Source organism: Pseudomonas maumuensis, from assembly GCF_019139675.1.
GTDB lineage: Bacteria > Pseudomonadota > Gammaproteobacteria > Pseudomonadales > Pseudomonadaceae > Aquipseudomonas > Aquipseudomonas maumuensis.
The window spans coordinates 436,275-457,558 of sequence record NZ_CP077077.1 but is presented as its reverse complement, the minus strand read 5'-3'; the positions used below and the strand labels follow the sequence as shown (position 1 = coordinate 457,558).

At 63.5% G+C, this 21,284-nt stretch carries 19 protein-coding genes and 1 tRNA gene; 16 read left to right on the top strand and 4 right to left on the bottom strand.

All coding sequences use genetic code 11. From position 1 onward, the window contains the following. The first annotated feature begins 45 nt into the window (after positions 1–45). A complete protein-coding gene (locus KSS90_RS02140; protein WP_217868059.1) occupies positions 46–1,140 on the top strand; it encodes a multifunctional CCA addition/repair protein in 1,095 nt (364 codons plus the stop codon). A 47-nt stretch (positions 1,141–1,187) separates the two neighbouring features. Here the strand turns inward: KSS90_RS02140 and folK are convergent, their stop codons facing one another. Then, positions 1,188–1,697, bottom strand: coding sequence for a 2-amino-4-hydroxy-6-hydroxymethyldihydropteridine diphosphokinase (gene folK, locus KSS90_RS02135; RefSeq protein ID WP_217868058.1), 510 nt, complete (start codon positions 1,695–1,697; stop codon positions 1,188–1,190). After that, positions 1,688–2,044 (bottom strand): dihydroneopterin aldolase, encoded by a 357-nt coding sequence (gene folB, locus KSS90_RS02130; protein WP_046857386.1) that lies wholly within the window; start codon positions 2,042–2,044, stop codon positions 1,688–1,690. The genes folK and folB overlap by 10 nt, the downstream gene beginning before the upstream one ends. Positions 2,045–2,118: 74 nt before the next feature. Here folB and plsY point away from each other — a divergent pair, with 74 nt between their 5' ends. Continuing rightward, positions 2,119–2,688 carry a glycerol-3-phosphate 1-O-acyltransferase PlsY gene (gene plsY / locus KSS90_RS02125; protein ID WP_217868057.1) on the top strand — a complete coding sequence of 190 codons (570 nt, stop codon included), beginning with the start codon at positions 2,119–2,121 and terminating at the stop codon, positions 2,686–2,688. Between the two features lie 25 nt (positions 2,689–2,713). Here the strand turns inward: plsY and tsaD are convergent, their stop codons facing one another. Continuing rightward, complete coding sequence (tsaD, locus tag KSS90_RS02120) at positions 2,714–3,739, bottom strand: tRNA (adenosine(37)-N6)-threonylcarbamoyltransferase complex transferase subunit TsaD (RefSeq protein ID WP_046857388.1); 1,026 nt, start codon at positions 3,737–3,739, stop codon at positions 2,714–2,716. A gap of 205 nt (positions 3,740–3,944) precedes the next feature. On the opposite strand from tsaD, the gene rpsU reads away from it, so the two are divergent. From rpsU to KSS90_RS02085, 7 genes are all read left to right on the top strand, one after another. Continuing rightward, positions 3,945–4,160, top strand: a complete 216-nt coding sequence (gene rpsU / locus KSS90_RS02115) for a 30S ribosomal protein S21 (protein ID WP_003255575.1) — start codon at positions 3,945–3,947, stop codon at positions 4,158–4,160. 278 nt (positions 4,161–4,438) lie between these two features. Beyond that, the gene (gene dnaG, locus KSS90_RS02110) at positions 4,439–6,427 is read left to right on the top strand and encodes a DNA primase (RefSeq protein WP_217868056.1); all 1,989 of its coding nucleotides are present in this window, start codon (positions 4,439–4,441) and stop codon (positions 6,425–6,427) included. Between the two features lie 67 nt (positions 6,428–6,494). After that, positions 6,495–8,345 carry an RNA polymerase sigma factor RpoD gene (gene rpoD, locus KSS90_RS02105; RefSeq protein ID WP_217868055.1) on the top strand — a complete coding sequence of 617 codons (1,851 nt, stop codon included), beginning with the start codon at positions 6,495–6,497 and terminating at the stop codon, positions 8,343–8,345. Between the two features lie 120 nt (positions 8,346–8,465). Further along, positions 8,466–12,209 carry an EAL domain-containing protein gene (locus tag KSS90_RS02100; RefSeq protein WP_217868054.1) on the top strand — a complete coding sequence of 1,248 codons (3,744 nt, stop codon included), beginning with the start codon at positions 8,466–8,468 and terminating at the stop codon, positions 12,207–12,209. A 17-nt stretch (positions 12,210–12,226) separates the two neighbouring features. After that, positions 12,227–12,303 (top strand) — tRNA-Ile (locus KSS90_RS02095). Positions 12,304–12,519: 216 nt separating this feature from the next. Beyond that, positions 12,520–12,894 carry a hypothetical protein gene (locus KSS90_RS02090; RefSeq protein ID WP_217868053.1) on the top strand — a complete coding sequence of 125 codons (375 nt, stop codon included), beginning with the start codon at positions 12,520–12,522 and terminating at the stop codon, positions 12,892–12,894. A gap of 274 nt (positions 12,895–13,168) precedes the next feature. Further along, complete coding sequence (locus KSS90_RS02085) at positions 13,169–13,630, top strand: Lrp/AsnC family transcriptional regulator (protein ID WP_094011516.1); 462 nt, start codon at positions 13,169–13,171, stop codon at positions 13,628–13,630. 5 nt (positions 13,631–13,635) lie between these two features. On the opposite strand, the gene KSS90_RS02080 is transcribed toward KSS90_RS02085, so the two are convergent. Beyond that, positions 13,636–13,926: a DUF3077 domain-containing protein gene (locus KSS90_RS02080; RefSeq protein WP_217868052.1), complete on the bottom strand. Its 291-nt coding sequence runs from the start codon at positions 13,924–13,926 to the stop codon at positions 13,636–13,638. A gap of 455 nt (positions 13,927–14,381) precedes the next feature. Between KSS90_RS02080 and KSS90_RS02075 the strand changes: the two genes are divergently transcribed. From KSS90_RS02075 to pqqB, 7 genes are all read left to right on the top strand, one after another. Continuing rightward, positions 14,382–14,744, top strand: a complete 363-nt coding sequence (locus KSS90_RS02075) for a toxin (RefSeq protein ID WP_217868051.1) — start codon at positions 14,382–14,384, stop codon at positions 14,742–14,744. Next, entirely contained in the window at positions 14,722–15,036 is a 315-nt protein-coding gene (locus tag KSS90_RS02070; RefSeq protein ID WP_023630006.1) for a helix-turn-helix domain-containing protein, read from the top strand. Before KSS90_RS02075 ends, KSS90_RS02070 begins: the two co-directional genes overlap by 23 nt. Positions 15,037–15,196: 160 nt before the next feature. Beyond that, on the top strand, positions 15,197–16,879 hold the full coding sequence (locus KSS90_RS02065) for a flavin monoamine oxidase family protein (RefSeq protein WP_217868050.1): 1,683 nt from the start codon (positions 15,197–15,199) through the stop codon (positions 16,877–16,879). A 16-nt stretch (positions 16,880–16,895) separates the two neighbouring features. Then, positions 16,896–17,678: a carbon-nitrogen hydrolase family protein gene (locus KSS90_RS02060; RefSeq protein WP_217868049.1), complete on the top strand. Its 783-nt coding sequence runs from the start codon at positions 16,896–16,898 to the stop codon at positions 17,676–17,678. A 52-nt stretch (positions 17,679–17,730) separates the two neighbouring features. Continuing rightward, positions 17,731–20,046, top strand: a complete 2,316-nt coding sequence (gene pqqF, locus KSS90_RS02055; RefSeq protein ID WP_217868048.1) for a pyrroloquinoline quinone biosynthesis protein PqqF — start codon at positions 17,731–17,733, stop codon at positions 20,044–20,046. Positions 20,047–20,216: 170 nt separating this feature from the next. After that, the gene (gene pqqA / locus KSS90_RS02050; RefSeq protein ID WP_003243383.1) at positions 20,217–20,288 is read left to right on the top strand and encodes a pyrroloquinoline quinone precursor peptide PqqA; all 72 of its coding nucleotides are present in this window, start codon (positions 20,217–20,219) and stop codon (positions 20,286–20,288) included. Between the two features lie 73 nt (positions 20,289–20,361). Then, on the top strand, positions 20,362–21,273 hold the full coding sequence (pqqB, locus tag KSS90_RS02045; protein ID WP_046857399.1) for a pyrroloquinoline quinone biosynthesis protein PqqB: 912 nt from the start codon (positions 20,362–20,364) through the stop codon (positions 21,271–21,273). The last annotated feature ends 11 nt before the right edge of the window (positions 21,274–21,284 follow it).

Sequence of the window (21,284 nt, the reverse complement as noted above, 5' to 3'; positions counted from 1 at the left end):
ATTGCTGCCGACAAGGTATCCTGTCGCCAGTAATGGAGGTTCCACATGCAGATCTACAAGGTTGGCGGCGCCGTGCGCGACCGCCTGCTCGGCCGCGCGGTCAGCGACATCGACTGGCTGGTGGTCGGCGCCACGGTCGAACAGATGCAGGCCCAGGGCTTTCGCCCGGTCGGTGCCGATTTCCCGGTTTTCCTTCACCCCAGGACGGGCGAGGAATACGCCTTGGCCCGCACCGAACGCAAGAGCGGCCGCGGATACGGTGGTTTCACCTTCCATGCAAACCCCGAAGTCACCCTCGAGGAAGACCTGGTTCGCCGCGACCTGACCATCAATGCCATGGCCGAGGACGAGTACGGTAACCTGCACGACCCCTACCATGGCAAGGCAGATCTCGAGCAACGTCTCCTGCGTCATGTTTCCCCGGCATTCGCCGAAGATCCCTTGCGGGTGCTGCGCGTTGCCCGCTTTGCCGCTCGCTACGCGCCGCTGGGCTTTCGCGTGGCCGATGAGACGTTGCAACTGATGCGCCAGATCGCCGAATCGGGCGAACTGCAGGCGTTGACCGCCGAGCGCAGCTGGAAGGAGATCGAGCGTGCATTGATGGAAAGCGAACCGCAGGTGTTCATTGAGGTGCTGCGCAGCTGCGGCGGGTTGAGCGAGCTGATGCCCGAGCTTGAGGGCGCCAATACACTGGCAGCGCTGCACCAGGCGGCAACGCACCAGCAGCCGCTGGCAGTGCGCTGGGCGTGCCTGCTGCGCGGGCTGCAGCCCGCCGCGCTCAAGGCGCTGAACCAGCGCTTCAAGGCACCGCGTGAATGCCAGGAACTGGCGATGCTGGTGGGGGAGTTTGCCGAGCGGGCGGACCAGGCTCCGCAGCTGGAAGCTGCAAGCCTGCTGGAGATGCTGCAGAAGTTCGACGTGTACAGACGGCCACAGCGCTTCGAGGACTTCATCGCCGCGTGCGAGATGGCGGCGCTGGGTTCAGGTTATCCACAAGCCGAGTACTTGCGCGGGGCCGCTGAAGCGGCGCGTGCCGTGGATGTGAAGCCGTTGCTGGAGGCCGGGCTTGCCGGCCAGGGCCTGGGCGAAGCGCTCAAAGGTGAACGACTGAAAGCGCTCGAAGCCTACAAGGCTGCTTGATCTGCCCGGCCTCTTCGCAGGTAGACCCGCGAAGAGGCCGGCGCAGGCTAAGCGGGGGTCAACTGCAACCCGCGCCATTCGAACGGTACCGGCGCCAGTACCTGCTCGATGCGCGCTTCCCGCCACAACTGCCCCATGGATTTGCCCTCGCCCGGGTGCATCAGCTCCGGGGCCAGCAACGACAGCGGCCAAAGCACGAAGGCGTTCTTCAGGATCTCCGCGCGCGGCAACACCAGGCCATCGAAGGTCCCGCACAGGTCATCGAACATCAGCACGTCGATATCCAGCGGCAGCCCCTTGCGGTCCGGAGCGTAGCGGCCATTGTCGGCCTCGATGAACTTGAGCCGGCGATCGAGTTCCAGCAACGGCAACTCGGTGCGCCCGCGCACCACCAGGTTGTAGAACGGACCGCTCTTGATCCCTACCGCCTGGCTCTCGAACACTGCGGAACACTGCATATCGCTGAGGATGCCCGCGAGGGCATCGAGGCCGGCGCACAAGTGCCGCTCACGCTCGATGTTGCTGCCCAGACCAAGGTATACCGTGCTTAGAGACATCCGCGCTCGATCTCCACGCCAACACCACCCCGGGCCGCCGGTACCGCGCCCGGCTTGGTGAGTTTCAGGCGTACCCAGGGAATGTTGAATTCCGCCATCAACACCGCGACCAAGCGCTCGGCGAAGGTCTCGACCAGCTCGAAACGGGCCTGTTCGGCGAACGCCTGGATACGTGCCGAGACACTGGCATAGTCCAGTGCCAGCGACAGGTCGTCACCGGCCGCCGCCGGGCGGTTGTCCCAGGCGAAGCTCAGGTCCAGGCGCAGGCACTGGCGAATATCCCGCTCCCAGTCATAGGCGCCGATCACGGTATCGACTTCCAGGCCTTCGATGAACACTCTGTCCAAGCACTTCTCTCCACAGCACGACAAGGGCGACGAGCGCCGTTAGAATCAGGGCGTCCTCGCCCGGAATAGTTAGCATGTTTTGGTCACTGGCGCTGCTTGCCTACCTGCTCGGCTCTCTGTCCTTCGCCATTGTCCTGAGCCGTCTCAGTGGCAGCCCCGACCCGCGCTCCAGCGGTTCCGGCAATGCCGGCGCCACCAACATGCTACGCCTGGCGGGCCGCAAACTGGCGATCCTGACGCTGCTCGGCGACCTGTGCAAGGGCATGTTGCCCGTACTGTTGGCACGCCTGGCCGGGCTCGACCAGCAAGAGCAGGCCTGGGTAGGCATCTGCGCGGTGCTCGGCCACCTGTTCCCGGTGTACTTCCGCTTCAAGGGCGGCAAAGGCGTGGCCACCGCCGCCGGTATGCTCATGGCGCTGTACTTTCCCGCCGCCCTGCTGGCCATCGGCGCCTGGCTGCTGACCTTCTACCTGACCCGCACCAGCTCGCTCGCGGCGTTGATCGCCACACCGCTGACCTTGCCTCTACTGGCCTGGCGCGAGCCTGAAGCGCTGCTGCCGATGACCGTGCTGACAGTGCTGATCGTCTGGCGCCACCGCAACAATCTGCGTGACCTGTTCGCCGGGCGCGAACGCCACTTCTGAGACCTGCGCAGCCCCCCGGCTCACCTCATACCGCCGGCAGTTGCTCCATCGGCCAGCGCGCCTGCACGCTGATCGCCAGGTCCTGCTGCTGCCCGGCCAACAGACGCTGGCAACCGGCATAGGCGATCATCGCACCGTTGTCGGTGCAGAAGCGTGGGCGGGCGTAGTAGACGTTGCCCTTGATGCTGGCCAGCATCTCCTCCAAGGAAACGCGCAAGGCCTTGTTGGCGCTCACGCCGCCGGCGATGACCAGGCGCTTGAGGCCGGTCTGCTTGAGGGCGCGCTTGCACTTGATGGTCAGAGTCTCCACCACCGCCTGCTGGAACGCCAGCGACACGTCGCAACGGGTTTGCTCGTTGTCGTCCCCGGCATCGCGGCATTGCTGCCAGGTATTCAGGGCAAAGGTCTTCAGGCCACTGAAGCTGAACTGCAGACCAGGGCGGTCGCACATTGGACGCGGGAACACGAAGCGCCCAGGTGTACCCTGCTCAGCCAGGCGGGCAATCTCGGGGCCACCGGGATAATTGAGGCCGATCAGCTTGGCGGTCTTGTCGAACGCCTCGCCGGCGGCGTCGTCCAGGCTCTCGCCCAGCAGTTCGTACTGGCCGATACCATCGACCCGAACCAGCTGGGTATGGCCACCGGAAACCAACAAGGCGACGAACGGAAACTGCGGTGGCTGCTCTTCGAGCATCGGCGCCAGCAGATGGCCTTCCATATGATGCACGCCGATCGCCGGAATATCCCAGGCGAACGCCAGTGCCTGGGCGCAAGAGGCGCCCACCAGCAACGCGCCGACCAGGCCGGGGCCTGCGGTATAGGCGATGGCGTCGATCTCGGTGGCAACGCAATCGGCTTCCTGCAGCACCTGGCGAATCAGGGGCAGCATGCGCTTGACGTGATCGCGCGAGGCGAGTTCGGGCACCACGCCGCCATAGACGCGGTGCAGGTCGATCTGGCTGAACAGCGCGTCGGCCAGCAGGCCGCGTTCGCTGTCGTATAATGCGACGCCAGTTTCGTCGCAGGATGTTTCCAATCCCAGTACTAGCATGGGTCCGTGCCTTGTGGAGGCTGAATTCGAAGGCGCGCATGATAGTCCCCGTGTCCGGTGCCGACCAGCGGTTTTCGATCAGAGGCTTTGCATTCCGGCCAGCTAAGGGTTAACATCCGCAACCCTTGAAAACCGACGTTCTCCAGCACACCTTATGTTTTGCCAGGAGCACGTCTACCCCGGTAATGAATTAAGGTAGCCCTGGATGCCAGCCGTCAAAGTTAAAGAGAACGAACCCTTCGACGTAGCTCTGCGTCGTTTCAAGCGCTCCTGCGAAAAAGCCGGTGTACTGGCTGAAGTTCGTAGCCGCGAGTTTTACGAGAAGCCGACCGCCGAGCGTAAGCGCAAAGCCGCTGCCGCTGTTAAGCGTCACGCGAAGAAAGTTCAGCGCGAACAGCGCCGCGCCGTTCGTCTGTACTAAGTACAGCCGTTCTACGCAAAGCTTCTGCCATGCCCGGCCTCGTGCCGGGCTTATGGTAGCGGTTGCTTGAAACCCTTGGCCATGCGCCTGGGGCGCCCCGGCAAAAGCCATGGGCAACCTGCCTCAACGCGTCAGAACTGGTCTTTGGCCAGGCGTGCACGTCTTTTCTGACGAGCCCTCACCGGCTACCGACGAGCACACACCTCTTCCTGCGACACCCCACGCCAAACCCGCGCACAAGCGTTTAGACTTGCCAGTTGCCAGATGACGAGGCTGCCATGGCCGGGCTGATTCCCCAGAGTTTTATCGATGACCTTCTCAACCGCACCGACATCGTCGATGTGGTGAGTTCGCGCATCCAGCTGAAAAAGACCGGCAAGAATCTTTCCGCCTGCTGCCCGTTCCACAAGGAAAAGAGCCCCTCCTTCACCGTCAGCCCCGACAAGCAGTTCTACTACTGCTTCGGTTGCGGCGCTGGGGGTAACGCCCTCGGCTTTGTCATGGACCACGACAACCTGGACTTCCCCCAGGCAGTCGAGGAACTGGCCCGCGCGGCCGGCATGGAAGTCCCCCGCGAGGAAGGCCGCCGCGGGCAGAAGCCACGCCAGCCGACCGACTCGCCGCTGTACCCCTTGCTCGAGGCGGCCAGCGAGTTCTATCGCCAAGCCCTGCGCAGCCACACCACCCGCAAGGCGGCGGTGGAGTACCTCAAGGGGCGCGGCCTGTCCGGCGAGATCGCCCGCGACTTTGGCCTGGGCTTCGCGCCTCCGGGCTGGGACAACCTGCTCAAGCATCTGGGTGCCGACGCGCTGCAACAGAAAGTGATGATCGACGCCGGCCTGCTGATCGAAAACGCCGAAAGCGGCAAGCGCTATGACCGCTTCCGCGACCGGGTGATGTTCCCGATCCGCGACAGCCGCGGCCGGGTCATCGCTTTCGGCGGCCGGGTACTGGGCGACGACAAGCCCAAGTACCTGAACTCCCCGGAAACCCCGGTATTCCACAAGGGCCAGGAGCTGTACGGCCTGTACGAGGCGCGCAAACACAACCGCAACCTCGACGAGATCATCGTGGTCGAGGGCTACATGGACGTGATCGCCCTCGCCCAGCAGGGCTTGCGCAATGCGGTGGCCACCCTCGGCACGTCCACCAGCGAGGACCACCTCAAGCGCCTGTTCCGCGTGGTTCCCAGTGTGCTGTTCTGCTTCGACGGCGACCAGGCCGGCCGCAAGGCCGCCTGGCGCGCCCTGGAGGCGACCCTGTCGAGCCTGCAGGACGGTCGCCGCGCACGCTTCCTGTTCCTACCCGAAGGCGAAGACCCGGACAGCCTGGTGCGTGCCGAAGGTACCGACGCCTTCCAGGCCCGTATCAACCAGCACGCCCAGCCACTGGCCGACTATTTCTTCGAGCAGTTGAGCAACGAGGCCGACCCACGCTCGCTGGAAGGCAAGGCGCACATGGTGACGCTGGCCGCACCGCTGATCGAAAAGGTCCCGGGGGCCAACCTGCGCCAACTGATGCGCAACCGCCTGAAAGACATCACCGGGCTCGACCCGCAGCAAATGGAGCAACTGGCCCAGAGCGCGCCAGCACCCAGCGCGCCGGATTACGACCCAAGCTACGACTACGACGCCATGGCAAGCTACGTGCCTGACCATGGCGATATGCACTACCAGCCCGACTATGCCGCGCCACAACAGGAGCAACGTCCCTGGACGCCGAGCAAAGGTGGCGGCAAGAAGCAGTGGGACGGCAAACCCTGGGACAAGAAAGGTGGCAAGCCGTGGCAGCGCGATGGCCAGCGCGGCGAAGCGCCACCCCGGGTACCCGCGCCAGTGGAACCACCGACGCTATCGGCTCTGCGCACCTTGCTGCATCACCCGCTGCTGGCCGGCAAGGTCGAGGACGCCAGCTACTTCGCCGACGAAGAGCAACTGTACAGCCAGCTGCTGGTGGCCCTGATCGAGGCCGCGCAGAAGAATCCTAAGCTAAGCTCAATGCAGCTGATCGCACGCTGGCACGGGACCGAACAGGGTCGCCTGCTGCGCGCCCTGGCGGAAAAGGAATGGTTGATCGATGCCGACAACCTTGAACAACAGTTTTTCGACACTATAACTAGCTTGTCCGCTCGCCAGCGCGAGCGCAGCCTGGAACATCTGCTCAGGAAAGCGCGTCTAAGCGAGTTGAGCGCAGAGGAAAAATCTCAGCTGCTCGCCCTGTTAAGCCGGAATGTTCCCGCACAAACCCCGACCTCATCTGGCGCGTGAGGTCCATGCTCGGGTATAATCCTCGGCTTGTTTTTTGCCCGCCAAGACCTTCAGTGGATAGGGTGTTATGTCCGGAAAAGCGCAACAGCAATCTCGTATCAAAGAGTTGATCACCCGCGGTCGTGAGCAGGGCTACCTGACTTACGCGGAGGTCAACGACCACCTGCCAGAGGATATTTCAGATCCGGAGCAGGTGGAAGACATCATCCGCATGATCAACGACATGGGGATCAACGTATTCGAGAGTGCTCCGGATGCGGATGCCCTGTTGTTGGCGGAAGCCGACACTGACGAGGCCGCAGCCGAAGAGGCCGCCGCCGCATTGGCGGCTGTCGAGACCGATATTGGCCGCACGACCGACCCGGTGCGCATGTACATGCGCGAAATGGGTACCGTCGAGCTGCTGACCCGCGAAGGCGAGATCGAAATCGCCAAGCGTATCGAGGAAGGCATTCGTGAAGTCATGGGCGCCATCGCTCACTTCCCGGGCACTGTCGACCACATCCTCGGCGAATACGACCGCGTCACCTCCGAAGGTGGCCGTCTTTCCGACGTTTTCAGCGGTTACATCGACCCTGACGACAACATCGCCGCACCGACCGAAGAAGTACCGATCCCTGGTGCCAAGGCCGCTGCCGCGAAGGAAGAGAGCGACGACGAAGACGAAGAAAGCGGCGATGGCGACGACGAGGAAGAGGCCGAAAGCGGTCCGGACCCGGTCGTTGCCGCCCAGCGTTTCGGCGCGGTCTCCGAGCAGCTCGCCATCACCCTCAAAGTTCTGAAGAAGCACGGTCGCGCTCACGCCGAAAGCCTGGGTGCCATGCAGGCACTGGCTGACCTGTTCATGCCGATCAAACTGGTACCGAAGCAGTTCGACGCTCTGGTCGAGCGCGTACGCGGTGCCCTTGATCGCCTGCGCCAGCAAGAACGCGCCATCATGCAACTGTGCGTGCGTGACGCGCGCATGCCGCGTGCCGACTTCCTGCGCCTGTTCCCGAGCAACGAGACCGACCAGACCTGGTCCGGTGACCTGGCCAAGCGCAACACCAAATGGGCCGCCGCCCTGGGTGAGAAAGACGCCGCCATCGTCGCCTGCCAGCAAAAACTGATCGACCTCGAGACCGAGACCGGCCTGACCGTCGCCGAGATCAAGGACATCAACCGCCGGATGTCCATCGGTGAAGCCAAGGCTCGCCGCGCCAAGAAGGAAATGGTCGAGGCGAACCTGCGTCTGGTGATCTCGATCGCCAAGAAATACACCAACCGCGGCCTGCAATTCCTCGACCTGATCCAGGAAGGCAACATCGGCCTGATGAAGGCGGTGGACAAGTTCGAATACCGTCGCGGCTACAAGTTCTCGACCTACGCCACCTGGTGGATTCGCCAGGCGATCACCCGCTCGATCGCCGACCAGGCGCGCACCATCCGTATCCCGGTGCACATGATCGAGACGATCAACAAGCTCAACCGTATTTCCCGTCAGATGCTGCAGGAAATGGGCCGCGAACCGACCCCGGAAGAGCTGGGCGAACGCATGGAGATGCCTGAGGACAAGATCCGCAAGGTGCTGAAGATCGCCAAAGAGCCGATCTCCATGGAAACCCCGATCGGTGACGACGAAGACTCGCACCTGGGCGACTTCATCGAGGACTCCACCATGCAGTCCCCGATCGACGTGGCCACGGTCGAAAGCCTCAAGGAAGCGACCCGTGACGTGCTCTCGGGCCTGACCGCACGCGAAGCCAAAGTGCTGCGCATGCGTTTCGGCATCGACATGAACACCGACCACACCCTCGAAGAAGTCGGTAAGCAGTTCGACGTGACCCGCGAGCGGATCCGTCAGATCGAAGCCAAGGCGCTGCGCAAGCTGCGTCACCCGACGCGAAGCGAGCACCTACGCTCCTTCCTCGACGAGTAAAGACGAACCCCGGCCCAGGCCGGGGTTTTTCTTATGTGACAGAAGGTCGTGGCCACTGTCTACCCAGCGGGCGGGATGCCCGTCTACACTCGAATCAGACCCCCTGATCGAGAGGCCGCTATGCCCCTGATGCCGGCCCTCCTGTTGCTGATCCTGCTCGCCTGGAACACAACGGCCGGCGCCCTGACCCTGACCGACGAGGAAAAAGCCTGGCTCAGCGCCCACCCGCAGCTGCGTCTGGGCGTCGATGCTTCATGGCCGCCATTCGAATTCCGCGACCAGGAAGGTCGCTACCAGGGATTGGCCGCCGATTACATCGCCTTGATCCAGGAACGCCTGGGGATCACCCTCAAACCGATCGAGCCCAGCAGCTGGACCGAAGTCCTCGCGCAGGCACGCAGCAACCGGCTCGATCTGCTGCCCGGCATCATGTCCACCCCGGAGCGGCAGGGCTACCTGGCCTTCACCCGCCCTTACCTGGACTTCCCGATCGTCATCCTCGCCCACTCAGGCGGCGCGCAACCGCGCAACCTCAAGGACCTCTACGGCTTGAAGATCGCCGTGGTGGAGAACTACGCCCCCCACGAGCTGCTGCGCACCCACCACCCGGACCTCAACCTGGTGGCCATGCCCAATGTCAGCTCCGCTTTACAGGCGCTGGCCACCGACGAGGTGGACGCCGTGGTCGGCGACCTCGCCTCCAGCATCTGGAGCCTGCGCCAGCTCAAGCTCGATGGCCTGTATGTCAGCGGTGAAACGCCATACCGCTACCAGCTGGCCATGGCCGTGCCTCGGCAACAGAAGATGCTCGTCGGCATCCTCGACAAGGTCATGGCTGACATGAGCAGCAGTGAAGTCAGCCATATTCAGCAGCGCTGGGTGGGTAACGTCGTCGATCAACGGACTTTCTGGCACGACGTGCTGCTCTACGGCCTGCCGGCGGTGCTGGTGCTGATGGCCATCCTGGCTGTGGTGATCCGCATCAACCGCCGGTTGAGTTCGGAGATTTCCCGGCGCATCGCCCTGGAACAGGAACTGCGCAGCAGCGAGTACCACTACCGAGGCCTGGTGGAAAGCCTGTCGGCGGTAGCCTGGGAGGCCGATGCCAATGACTTCAGCTACAGCTATGTCTCGCCCCACGCCGAAGACCTGCTCGGCTACCCGACGGGTGAATGGCTCAAGCCAGGCTTCTGGCGCAGCATCCTGCACCCGGAAGACGCCCTGTGGGCCCAGGCCTACTGCGACAGCGAAACCGCCGCCGGGCGCGACCACAGCCTGGATTACCGGGTGATCCGCGCCGACGGCCATACCTTGTGGGTGCGCAACATCGTCAGCATGATCGAGCACGGCCACAAGCCATTGATGCGCGGGCTGATGATCGACATCAGCGAGACCAAGCATACCGAGGACGCCTTGCGCCTGTCGGAACAGAAGTTCGCCTCGGTGTTCCAGCAGTGCCCGGATATTCTGGTCATCGCCCGGCATAGCGACGGTTGCCTGCTGGAGGTCAACGAAGCGTTCGAGGAACTGATCGGCCTGAGCCCTGCGCAGGTGATCGGGCGCACCGCCACCGAGCTTGGCCTGTGGGGCGTGGCCGGCACCGGCCCCGCACTGCTCGAGCGCCTGCACCGCGGCGGTATCCGCAACCTGGAAATGACCTTCCGCCGCAGCAATGGCGAACTGTTCACCGGGCTGACCTCAGCCGAGACCTTCGACCTCGACAGCATGCCTGCGCTGGTGGTGGCGATCCGCGATATCAGCCAGCTCAAGGAAACCCAGCAGCAATTGCAGACCTCCGAAGAGAAGTTCGCCAAGGCCTTCCACGCCTCACCCGATGGCCTGCTGCTGTCGCGCCAGAGCGACGGCCTGCTGCTGGAAGTCAACGAAGGTTTCTGCCGACTCACCGGCTACGACATCAGCCCCACGGTCGATCAGACCTCGCTGGACCTGGGTATCTGGGTCGACCTCAACGAGCGCCAACGCCTGGTCGAGCAACTGCAGCGTGACGGTTTCGTGCGCGATTTCAGCTGCCATATCCGCCGCAGCGATGGGCAGATCCGCCTTTGTGAACTGTCTGCCCGGCCCCTGCCGATCGGCGGCGTCGACTGCATGCTGACCATCGCTCGCGACATCACCGAACGCCACCTGATGCAGGAGAAACTGCAACTGGCCGCCACGGTGTTCGAGAACACCGCCGAAGGGGTACTGATCACCGACACGGACCAACGCATCAGCGCGGTCAACCGTGCCTTCAGTGAGATCACCGGCTACAGCGAGATCGAAGCCCTCGGCCAAACTCCGCGCCTGCTCGCCTCCGGCCAGCATGACAGCGCCTTCTACGCCGCCATGTGGCACCAACTGACCGCGGAAGGCCACTGGCAGGGCGAGATCTACAACAAACGCAAGAACGGCGAGCTGTACCCCGGCTGGCTGACCATCAGCGCCGTGCGCAACCACGAGCGCGAGATCACCCATTTCGTCGCCGTGTTCGCCGACATCTCCAGCCTCAAGCACGCCCAGGCCAAGCTCGACTACCAGGCCCATCACGACCCGCTGACCGGTCTGCCCAATCGCACCCTGTTCGAAAGCCGGCTGCAGGCTGCCCTCAACTGCGCCCAGGTCTCCAACCGACAGGGCGCGGTGCTGTTCCTCGACCTCGACCGTTTCAAACACATCAACGACAGCCTCGGCCACCCGGTGGGTGACCTGCTACTCAAGGGTATCGCCCAACGCCTCAAGGAACAGGTGCGCGATGTCGACACCGTGGCCCGCCTGGGTGGCGACGAGTTCATCATTCTTCTGCCCGGCCTGCACAAGCCCAGCGATGCCAGCGCCATTGCCAACAAGTTGCTGGCCGGCTTCCACGCACCGTTCCAGGCCGGTGAACACGAGTTCTTCACCAGCGCCAGCATTGGCATCAGCCTGTATCCCCAGGATGGCACCGATGTCGCCAACCTGATCCGCAACGCCGACGCCGCCATGTACCGCTCCAAGGCCAAGGGCCGCAACCGGGTCGAAGCCTACACCCGCGAACTGACCACCCAGGCCAGCGAGCGCATCGCTCTGGAACACGAATTGCGCCGCGCAATCGAACGCAATGAGCTGAGCCTGTGCTACCAGCCCAAGTTCAGCCTCAAAACCCAGAGCCTGGTGGGCGCCGAGGCGCTCATACGCTGGAGTCACCCGACGTTCGGCGACGTACCGCCCGAGCAGTTCATCCACCTGGCCGAGGAGAACGGCAGCATTCTCCAACTGGGCGACTGGGTACTGGAGCAGGCCTGCCGGCAGATGCACAGTTGGAAGAAGACCTACCACGCCTTCGGCCCGCTCTCGATCAACCTTGCCGGCGCCCAACTGCGTCAACCCAACCTGGCCCGGCGCATCGAGCAACTGCTGCGTAACTACCAGCTCAAGGCGGGTGACCTACAGCTGGAGATCACCGAAAACTTCATCATGAGCCAGGCCGAAGAGGCGCTGAGCGTGCTGCACCAACTCAAGCAACTTGGCGTACAACTGGCCATCGACGACTTCGGCACCGGCTACTCCTCGCTCAGCTACCTCAAGCGCCTGCCGCTGGATATTCTGAAGATCGACCAGTCGTTCATCCGCGGCCTGCCCGACGATCCTCACGACGCCGCCATCGCCCGCGCCATCATCGCCCTGGGCCGTAGCATGCAACTGACGATCATTGCCGAAGGCGTGGAAAACCAAGCGCAGCAGCGCTTCCTCGCCGCCGAAGGCTGCGAGCAGATCCAGGGCTACATCGTCAGCCTGCCCCTGCCACCGGAGGAATTCGCGGCGACCTTTCTTCGCATAGCACAAACGGATCTTTCGGATGGCACGCTATCGAAACCCTCGTTATAATCCAGCGCTCCTGCTGAGGGCCTATAGCTCAGTTGGTTAGAGCAGAGGACTCATAATCCTTTGGTCCACGGTTCGAGTCCGTGTGGGCCCACCAAACATAAAGAAGCCGCGCCGATGTGCGGTTTTTTTGTGCCCCAATCCCAGCAACTTGCCCGCTGTTCAGGGGTCACATCCTTGACTTCCCCTGCACCCCCTACAGCGGCAAAGTGCCTTTAGCACACCCGTTCTATTTCGCCATCACGGCCGCGTTTCTAGAATCCCTCCATCGCTTCGGCACCGGGTCGGAGCCCAGTGATCGAGGGAACGTCACATGAACATCCAAGGAACGCTTGGGGCCCTGCTCGTCGTACCGATGCTGGCCACGCTCGTCGGCTGCGTGGCACCGGGCACCTACAACCAGGGCCAGCAGCCCAGTCAGATGGCCGGCGGCAACGCCCCCTGCACACCCAGTGCAACCGACAACCTGATCTCGACCGGGCGTAGCCTGCTCAGCATCGCCAACTCCGTACTGGAAACCAAGAACAGCATGAATGGCACCTCTGCTACTTACGACCAGCGCATGCAGCTGGCGGAAAACGCGCAGAAGGTCAACAAGGGCAACGAGATGCTCGACAACGTCGAGAGCATGACCGCTGGCCTGAAGTCCCCCTGCGCCACCACTGCACAGACGAGCGCCGCACGTTGATAACGGCGAAACACCACGATTGAGGGTCGCTTTGCGGCCCATCGTGGGGCAAGGCCGTTCCTGCAATAGCTCTGCTTCAACTCTAACTGCCTGCGCGGCAGCGTAGCCCGATTGATTAGGTAATCTGTAACAGGTCGCCGCCAGTCCACTTCGTGAAACTCAGTGTTACTTCCTTCAGCGGCCCTTCCACACATTGACGGCATGACAGTCCTGCTCGCCTTGCGCGAATCGGTCGCGCTTGCATAGGCTAGCAGCTCGACAAAAGAGACCTACCATGCCGGCCACCTCCTCCATCACCCTCGACGCCATCGATCGCCAATTGATCTCCCTGTTGCAGATCAACGCCCGCGAAAGCGTCGCCACGCTCGCCCGCCAACTGGGGATCGCCCGTACCACGGTGAACTCGCGCCTCGAACGCCTGGAGCGCAACAAGGTGATCACCGGCTACGGCGTCCGCCTGGGGCAACGCCTGATCGGCGGCGGCCTGCAGGCGTACGTGGGGATCAAGGCGCAGCCGCGCTCGGGCAAGGACATCGTGCGCCACCTGAGCGCCATGGGGCAGGTCCAGCAGTTGTGCGCGGTCAGTGGCGAATTCGACTATGTGGCCTGGCTGCTCAGCGACTCACCGGAGCAGCTGGACCAGTTGCTCGACCTGATCGGCAGCCTCGACGGGGTGGAGAAGACCACCACGTCGATCATCCTCAGCAGCAAGGTGGACCGCGGGCAGCCAGGCTGAGACCCTCAGGCCTCCATTGCGTCGAGCAGCCCCTCCAGCAGTGCCCGTACCGTTTCCGCCGAATGCAGGATCGACCAGATCATCGCCCGCCCCGCCTCGGGGGCATGGTGCAGGGCATAGTCGTCGGCGATTTCCTGGATGGCCCGGGCCAGCATGCTGGCGTGAACCAGGGCGTCGGCGGCATCGACGCCGGGACGCACGGTGAAGATCGGGGGATGGCTGGATTGGCAGGAACAGAAGGACTGCTCGGTGGTTGGGTTCAGGGCGAGGGATGGGTCGGGGACGATCTTTTTCATGGGTATTGCCTCCATTGCCGGCTCAAGGAAGCCACCACGCAACCTTCTCACGGGAATGGGTGGCAGCCATGCGCGAGGTGAGAACCGGCGAAGTTGGAGGCTACATTCCGGCCAGGCAGAACCTGCCCGCGCACAGCTGCCATGACAGCATGCCTCCAGTTTGATCGCCGGGTTCTCACGCCCGATCACCGAATTTGCAGTGACGGGCTGAAGTTAACCGCGAAGGTTTACCCGCACAGCCAGACCGGAGCGACAGAGCCTGCAGGATAGGTCTCGTTAAATTTCACGTCTGTAGGAAATGGTCTGACAAACAAAAACCTAGCATCCTCCCAATGACATATCCGGCAACTCTCCCCCGCCAGCACTCCCTCGATCCACGTTTAGGCTGATGACGTCTGCCCTATTGACGTAGCACAAACCTCACCACAAACTATACGCGAATCACGTACAAAAAAATGGATGCCCTATTTATCGAACTACCCGCTTTCGAGCGCTTTCGCAGCCAGTATCTGGACGACGAAGATTTCCGGTCTCTGCAACGCGTATTGCTTCTGCATCCCCATGCGGGTGACGTCATCAAGGGAACGGGCGGCCTCAGGAAGGTGCGTTTCGCCGATGCTCTACACCATAAAGGCAAGCGAGGCGGCACCCGGATCATCTACTACTGGTGGCAGGCTGGGCTGCAGTTCTGGCTTTTCACGCTTTACGGAAAAAAAGTCCAGGATGACCTGACACCGCAGCAACGCCAGGCCCTGAAGAACCTGCTTGAACGCGAATACCTGATGAGGACGACCAATGCCACGCAACATCTTCACTGAACTCACCGAAGGTTTCGACGCCCTTGCCGATGAGCGCGCCGGCAAACTGACCCTGCGTTCGCACAAGGTAGCCTTCGAGGAGCTGGCCCCGCTGGCCCCCAATGAACTGACTGAGTTGCGCCAGCGCCTGAACATGTCCCGGGCAGTGTTTGCCGCATACCTGCGCACCAACGCCCGCACCCTGGAGAGCTGGGAGCAAGGCCGCTCCAAGCCCAACGCCCAGGCCGTGGCGCTAATCCGGCTGGTGCAGAAGTACCCTGAAACCGTCGAGCATCTGGCATCGTTGAGCTGATTCGTCATTTTTTAATAATCATCAATCATCAAGACGAAACAAATCACATAACGACGTCAATTTTCACCTTAATAACGAACACCCCACTTCATAAAATGGCCACCAGGCATTCTCTATACTCAGGCTCCGCCCCCTGCGCAGCCCCTGGCAAGGTCATTACATGAACAAGAAAAACCGCCACCCCGCCGACGGCAAGAAACCCATCACCATCTTCGGCCCGGACTTCCCCTTCGCCTTCGACGACTGGCTGGAGCACCCGGCCGGCCTGGGCAGCATTCCCGAGGCACGCCATGGCGAAGAGGTGGCGATCGTCGGTGGCGGTATTGCCGGGCTGGTGGCGGCCTACGAGTTAATGAAGCTGGGCCTCAAACCCGTGGTGTACGAGGCTTCCAAGCTGGGTGGCCGGCTGCGCTCGCAGGCGTTCAACGGCACCGACGGCATCGTCGCCGAGTTGGGCGGCATGCGCTTCCCTGTATCGTCCACGGCGTTCTACCACTACGTCGACAAGCTGGGCCTGGAGACCAAGCCCTTCCCCAACCCGCTGACGTCGGCATCGGGCAGCACGGTGATCGACCTGGAAGGCCAGACCTACTACGCCGAGAAATCCGCCGACCTGCCACAGCTGTTCCACGAAGTGGCCGACGCCTGGGCCGACGCCCTGGAGAGCGGTGCGCAGTTCGCCGACATTCAGCAGGCCATTCGCGACCGCGACGTACCGCGCCTGAAAGACCTGTGGAACAAGCTGGTGCCGCTGTGGGACGACCGCACCTTCTATGACTTTGTCGCTACCTCGCGCTCGTTCGCCAAACTGAGCTTCCAGCACCGCGAGGTGTTCGGCCAGGTGGGCTTCGGCACCGGCGGCTGGGACTCGGACTTCCCCAACTCGATGCTGGAAATCTTCCGCGTGGTGATGACCAACTGCGACGACCACCAGCACCTGGTGGTCGGCGGCGTCGAGCAAGTGCCACAAGGCATCTGGCGCCATGTACCGGAGCGCTGCGCCCACTGGCCGGCGGGCACCAGCCTCAGTACGCTGCATGGCGGCGCGCCGCGCACCGGGGTCAAGCGCATTGCCCGCGCCAGCGATGGGCGCCTGGCGGTCACCGACAACTACGGTGACGTGCGCCACTACGCTGCTGTGCTCACCACCTGCCAGAGCTGGCTGCTGACCACCCAGATCGACTGCGAAGAGTCGCTGTTCTCGCAGAAAATGTGGATGGCCCTGGACCGCACCCGCTACATGCAGTCGTCGAAGACCTTCGTCATGGTCGATCGCCCGTTCTGGAAGGACAAGGATCCAGAGACCGGCCGCGACCTCATGAGCATGACCCTCACCGACCGCCTGACCCGCGGCACCTACCTGTTCGACAACGGCGACGACAAGCCGGGGGTGATCTGCCTGTCCTACGCCTGGATGAGCGACGCCCTGAAGATGCTGCCGCACCCGACCGAAAAGCGCGTGCAGTTGGCCCTCGACGCGCTGAAGAAGATCTACCCCAAGACCGATATCGCCGGGCATATCATCGGCGATCCGATCACCATCTCGTGGGAGGCCGACCCGCACTTCCTCGGTGCCTTCAAGGGCGCGCTGCCGGGCCACTACCGCTACAACCAGCGCATGTACGCGCACTTCATGCAGGCCGACATGCCCGCCGAGCAGCGCGGCATCTTCATCGCCGGTGACGACGTATCGTGGACCCCAGCCTGGGTCGAAGGCGCGGTGCAGACGTCGCTCAATGCCGTGTGGGGTATCATCAACCACTTCGGTGGCCAGACCCACCCGGACAACCCCGGCCCAGGTGATGTGTTCCACGAAATAGGTCCGATCGCCCTGGCCGACTGAGCGAAGGAGTAGCGCCATGCGCATCGCCCTGTACCAGGGCACGCCAAAGCCATTGGACGTGCCCGGCAACCTCGAGCGCCTACAGCACCAGGCCCAGCTGGCCGCTGCCCGCGGCGCGCAGTTGCTGGTGTGCCCGGAGATGTTCCTCAGCGGCTACAACATCGGCCTGGACCAGGTGGAACGCCTGGCCGAGGCCGAGGACGGCCCCTCGGCGATGAGCGTGGTCGAGATTGCCCAGGCGCACCGGATCGCCATCGTCTATGGCTATCCGGAGCGGGCCGAAGACGGGGCGATCTACAACAGCGTGCAACTGATCGACGCCCATGGCCGCAGCCTGTGCAACTACCGCAAGACCCACCTGTTCGGTGAGCTCGACCGCTCGATGTTCAGCCCAGGCGCCGATCATTTCCCGGTAGTCGAGCTGGACGGCTGGAAGGTCGGTCTGCTGATCTGCTACGACATCGAGTTCCCGGAGAACGCCCGGCGCCTGGCGCTGAACGGCGCTGAGCTGATCCTGGTGCCGACGGCGAACATGGCGCCCTACGACTTCGTCTGCCAGGTGACCGTGCGCTCTCGGGCGCAGGAGAACCAGTGCTACCTGGTATACGCCAACTACTGCGGCAGCGAGGGCGAGATCCAGTATTGCGGGCAGAGCAGCATCATCGGGCCGGACGGCGATGTGCTGGCGATAGCCGGCCACGAGGAGGGACTGTTGCTGGCAGAGCTGCAGCGCGAGCGGATATTGAAAGGGCGCGAAGCGTTTCCCTACTTGGCGGACCTGCGCCGGGATCTGCATTAACTCCGACAGGGCCAGACCAGACAACCTCAGCATTGCGCGCTAGCATGGCGTCATGTCCGACGCCATCCGCCACCTTACCCTTGCCAACGGCCTGCACCTGACCCTGCGCCATGCCCCGCGCCTCAAGCGCGCGGCGGCGGCGCTGCGGGTGCATGCCGGCAGCCACGATGCCCCGGCGCGCTGGCCGGGCCTGGCGCACTTTCTCGAACACCTGTTCTTCCTCGGCACCGCGCGCTTCCCGCTGGACGACGGCCTAATGCGCTATGTCCAGGGCCTGGGTGGCCAGGTCAACGCCAGTACCCGCGAGCGCACCACCGACTTCTTCTTCGAAGTGCCGCCCCCGGCGCTGGCCGGTGGGCTGGAGCGCCTGTGCCAGATGCTCGTCGAACCGGACTTCTCCCTCGAGCGTCAGCGCCGCGAACGCGAGGTGATCCATGCCGAGTTCATCGCCTGGTCGCGCAACCCCGAAGCCCAACGCCAGTTCACCCTGTTGCAATCGGTGTCGGCGCGCCATCCGCTGAGCGCTTTCCATGCAGGCAACCGCTACAGCCTGCCGCTGGAAAGCCCTGCCTTCCAGCAAGGGTTGAGACAATTCCACCAATGCCACTACCAAGGCGGGCAACTCACCTTGAGCCTGGTGGGCCCACAGTCGCTGGATGAACTGGCACAACTGGGCAGACGGTACGGCGAGCTGTTCGCCCAGGGTACGGGCACCGTCCGCGACCGACCGCCCGCCTTGCTCGAAGCACCTTTGCGCCAGCCAACCGCATGGGGCGCCCGTCATGACTGGCTGTTCGCCCATGACAGCGTGCCGCAAGGCGCGGAGCAGGCGCTTGAGTTGTTGTTGGTCCAGCTCAACGACAGCCGGCCTGGCGGTTGGCTGGATGCCTTGCGCAAACGGGGCTGGCTGCAGGACTGCAAGGCGCAACAACTCCACGCCCATGCCGGGCAGTTGCTCTGGCATGTCCAGTTGCAGCTGTCGGACGAGGCCTGCCTGACCGAGACCCGGGAGCTGCTGCACGGCTGGCTGGGTTTTCTACGGCGGCAGGACAGCAAACGGCTAAACGAACGCTTCGCTCGCCTGCAGCAACGTCGGGCGCAGGCCGCCAGCGCTCTCGAACTGGCCCAGCGCGACAGTGCCGACCGGCCATTCACAGGGCTCACGGCACAGGGCCTGGCCGCCTTCGAGGCACTACTGGACGACCTCCCCACCACGCCCATTGGAGACTGGCAACTACCTCCCGAGGAGGCGTTGCTGGCCACAGCACCGACCACGAACGGCGCTTCATTGCCAGACGGACTTGTTATCGACGGCTGTCTGCCGCCCTCACGCCAGTTCGCAGCCCTCGATCTGCGCTGGCATGTTCGCTCACCCGTGCGTCAACGCCTGCGGACGGTCCTCGAACACAGCCTGCGCCCCCTGCGCGAGCGCGCCGGGCCGGCGGCGTTGCAACTGGACTTCGAAGCCAGGGGTGAATACTGGCAATTGCATCTGGCCGGACACCCCTTGGCCGTGGTCACCGCCAGCCAGGAAGCGCTGACCTTGCTGCGCGCTCCAGCCGAGGCGCACTGGCACGCGCCGACGGCCGCCGAAGCACCGCTGATACCGATCCGCGCCCTGCTCAAGGCCCTGCCGGACGCCGTGCTGATGGGCGAAACGCAGCCGCTGCCGGCCTGCATAGCGGACCAGGCGCAGCTTGACCGACTCTGGCAACAGGCCCGCTGGCAGGGACTGGCCCAAGGGTTCGACTCGTCGCAACAGTGGGCTCTGGGAGGCGCATTACAAGGCCTCATGGGACAACCGGTCGAGCCCTCGCCAGCGCGCCCGATCCAAGGGCGCCACTGGCGTCAGATCACGACTTCGGGCAGCGAACCCGCGCTGTTGCTGTTCTGCCCGCTGCCGGCTGATCTCCAGGCCGCCGGTCGCCTGCTCGCCCACCTGTTGCAAGGCCCGGTCTATCAGCGCCTGCGCGTCGAACTGCAGTTGGGCTATGCGGTGTTCAGCGCCTTTCGTCAGATCGAAGGCTACGGCGGGCTGCTGTTCGGCGTGCAGTCACCGCATGCCAGCCACCCGCAGATCCTCGGCCATCTGCTGGATCTGCTGCGCCAGGGCGTTGCGCTGGCCCCAGCGTCTCGAACGCAACTGGCCGATCAATTCGAGGAAACGGCGATGAGCAATGCCGATGTCGCGCAATGGGCCTGGCAGGCGCATACGGCGGCACACAATGCAGATCTGTCATTCATGCGCCGGTCTATTCTCAATGTCGGACAGGTGCAGTTGGACGAACTGCTGCAGCAACTGATCGATGCCAGCCACGGTTGGCTGTGCCTGGCCAATGCCGCCGCCCCGAACAGCGAATGGCGATGACAGGCGGCGCGATTGTTACCACTTGCGCAAGGGCGCATTTCGAAGAATTAACCTTTCGGTACAAATTTTTCTTGTAAGATAGCGCAATCTCGGTCAATGGAACCTCTCGCGGCTGAGAGAACCCAATGCTGTACCGACCACCTCAACCCCCATTCGGAAGGAGCAATCCCATGTGGACCAAACCTGCATACACTGACCTGCGTATCGGCTTCGAAGTGACCATGTACTTCGCCAACCGCTAAGCGGCAGTGCGTTACGACGCCTCGGCCCGCCGGGGCGTTGTCGTTTTTCGGATCAGCGTTTACGAGGGCGCGCATGTACATCCAGATTCTCGGTTCCGCCGCCGGTGGCGGCTTCCCCCAGTGGAACTGCAACTGCGTCAACTGCAAGGGCTACCGCGACGGCACCCTGCGCGCCACGGCGCGTACCCAGTCGTCCATCGCCCTGTCCGACGACGGCGAGCACTGGATCCTGTGCAATGCCTCACCGGACATCCGCGCCCAGCTCCAGGCTTTCGCGCCAATGCAGCCGGCACGTGCCCTGCGTGACACCGGTATCGATGCCATCGTCCTGCTCGACAGCCAGATCGACCACACCACCGGCCTGCTCAGCCTGCGCGAAGGCTGCCCGCACCAGGTGTGGTGTACCGACATGGTCCACCAGGATCTGACCACCGGCTTTCCGCTGTTCAACATGCTCAGCCACTGGAACGGCGGGCTGGTGTGGAACCGCATCGAGCTCGCTGGCAGCTTCGTCATCGACGCCTGCCCGAACCTGCGCTTCACTCCCTTCCCGCTGCGCAGCGCCGCGCCGCCCTACTCGCCGCACCGTTTCGACCCGCACCCCGGCGACAACCTTGGGCTGCTGGTGGAGGACACCCGCACCGGCGGCAAGCTGTTCTACGCACCGGGCCTGGGCCAGGTCGACGCCAAGCTGCTGGAGATGATGCATGGCGCCGACTGCCTGCTGGTCGACGGTACCCTGTGGGAGGATGATGAAATGCAGCGCCGCGGCGTCGGCACCCGCACCGGCCGCGAGATGGGCCACCTGGCGCAGAACGGCGCGGGCGGCATGCTCGAGGTGCTGGACGGCTTCCCGCGCCAGCGCAAGGTGCTTATCCACATCAACAACACCAACCCGATCCTTGACGAAGACTCGCCAGAACGTGCCGAAGTACAGCGCCGCGGCGTGGAAGTCGCCTTCGATGGCATGAGTATCGAGTTGTAAGGAGGCCCTGT

What these genes read in the sequence shown, in the direction of transcription:
- KSS90_RS02140 (WP_217868059.1), top strand. Translation starts at nt 46, where the DNA reads ATGCAGATCTACAAGGTTGGCGGCGCCGTGCGCGACCGCCTGCTCGGC.
- folK (WP_217868058.1), bottom strand. Translation starts at nt 1,697, where the DNA reads ATGTCTCTAAGCACGGTATACCTTGGTCTGGGCAGCAACATCGAGCGT.
- plsY (WP_217868057.1), top strand. Translation starts at nt 2,119, where the DNA reads ATGTTTTGGTCACTGGCGCTGCTTGCCTACCTGCTCGGCTCTCTGTCC.
- tsaD (WP_046857388.1), bottom strand. Translation starts at nt 3,739, where the DNA reads ATGCTAGTACTGGGATTGGAAACATCCTGCGACGAAACTGGCGTCGCA.
- rpsU (WP_003255575.1), top strand. Translation starts at nt 3,945, where the DNA reads ATGCCAGCCGTCAAAGTTAAAGAGAACGAACCCTTCGACGTAGCTCTG.
- dnaG (WP_217868056.1), top strand. Translation starts at nt 4,439, where the DNA reads ATGGCCGGGCTGATTCCCCAGAGTTTTATCGATGACCTTCTCAACCGC.
- rpoD (WP_217868055.1), top strand. Translation starts at nt 6,495, where the DNA reads ATGTCCGGAAAAGCGCAACAGCAATCTCGTATCAAAGAGTTGATCACC.
- KSS90_RS02100 (WP_217868054.1), top strand. Translation starts at nt 8,466, where the DNA reads ATGCCCCTGATGCCGGCCCTCCTGTTGCTGATCCTGCTCGCCTGGAAC.
- KSS90_RS02090 (WP_217868053.1), top strand. Translation starts at nt 12,520, where the DNA reads ATGAACATCCAAGGAACGCTTGGGGCCCTGCTCGTCGTACCGATGCTG.
- KSS90_RS02085 (WP_094011516.1), top strand. Translation starts at nt 13,169, where the DNA reads ATGCCGGCCACCTCCTCCATCACCCTCGACGCCATCGATCGCCAATTG.
- KSS90_RS02080 (WP_217868052.1), bottom strand. Translation starts at nt 13,926, where the DNA reads ATGAAAAAGATCGTCCCCGACCCATCCCTCGCCCTGAACCCAACCACC.
- KSS90_RS02075 (WP_217868051.1), top strand. Translation starts at nt 14,382, where the DNA reads ATGGATGCCCTATTTATCGAACTACCCGCTTTCGAGCGCTTTCGCAGC.
- KSS90_RS02070 (WP_023630006.1), top strand. Translation starts at nt 14,722, where the DNA reads ATGCCACGCAACATCTTCACTGAACTCACCGAAGGTTTCGACGCCCTT.
- KSS90_RS02065 (WP_217868050.1), top strand. Translation starts at nt 15,197, where the DNA reads ATGAACAAGAAAAACCGCCACCCCGCCGACGGCAAGAAACCCATCACC.
- KSS90_RS02060 (WP_217868049.1), top strand. Translation starts at nt 16,896, where the DNA reads ATGCGCATCGCCCTGTACCAGGGCACGCCAAAGCCATTGGACGTGCCC.
- pqqF (WP_217868048.1), top strand. Translation starts at nt 17,731, where the DNA reads ATGTCCGACGCCATCCGCCACCTTACCCTTGCCAACGGCCTGCACCTG.
- pqqB (WP_046857399.1), top strand. Translation starts at nt 20,362, where the DNA reads ATGTACATCCAGATTCTCGGTTCCGCCGCCGGTGGCGGCTTCCCCCAG.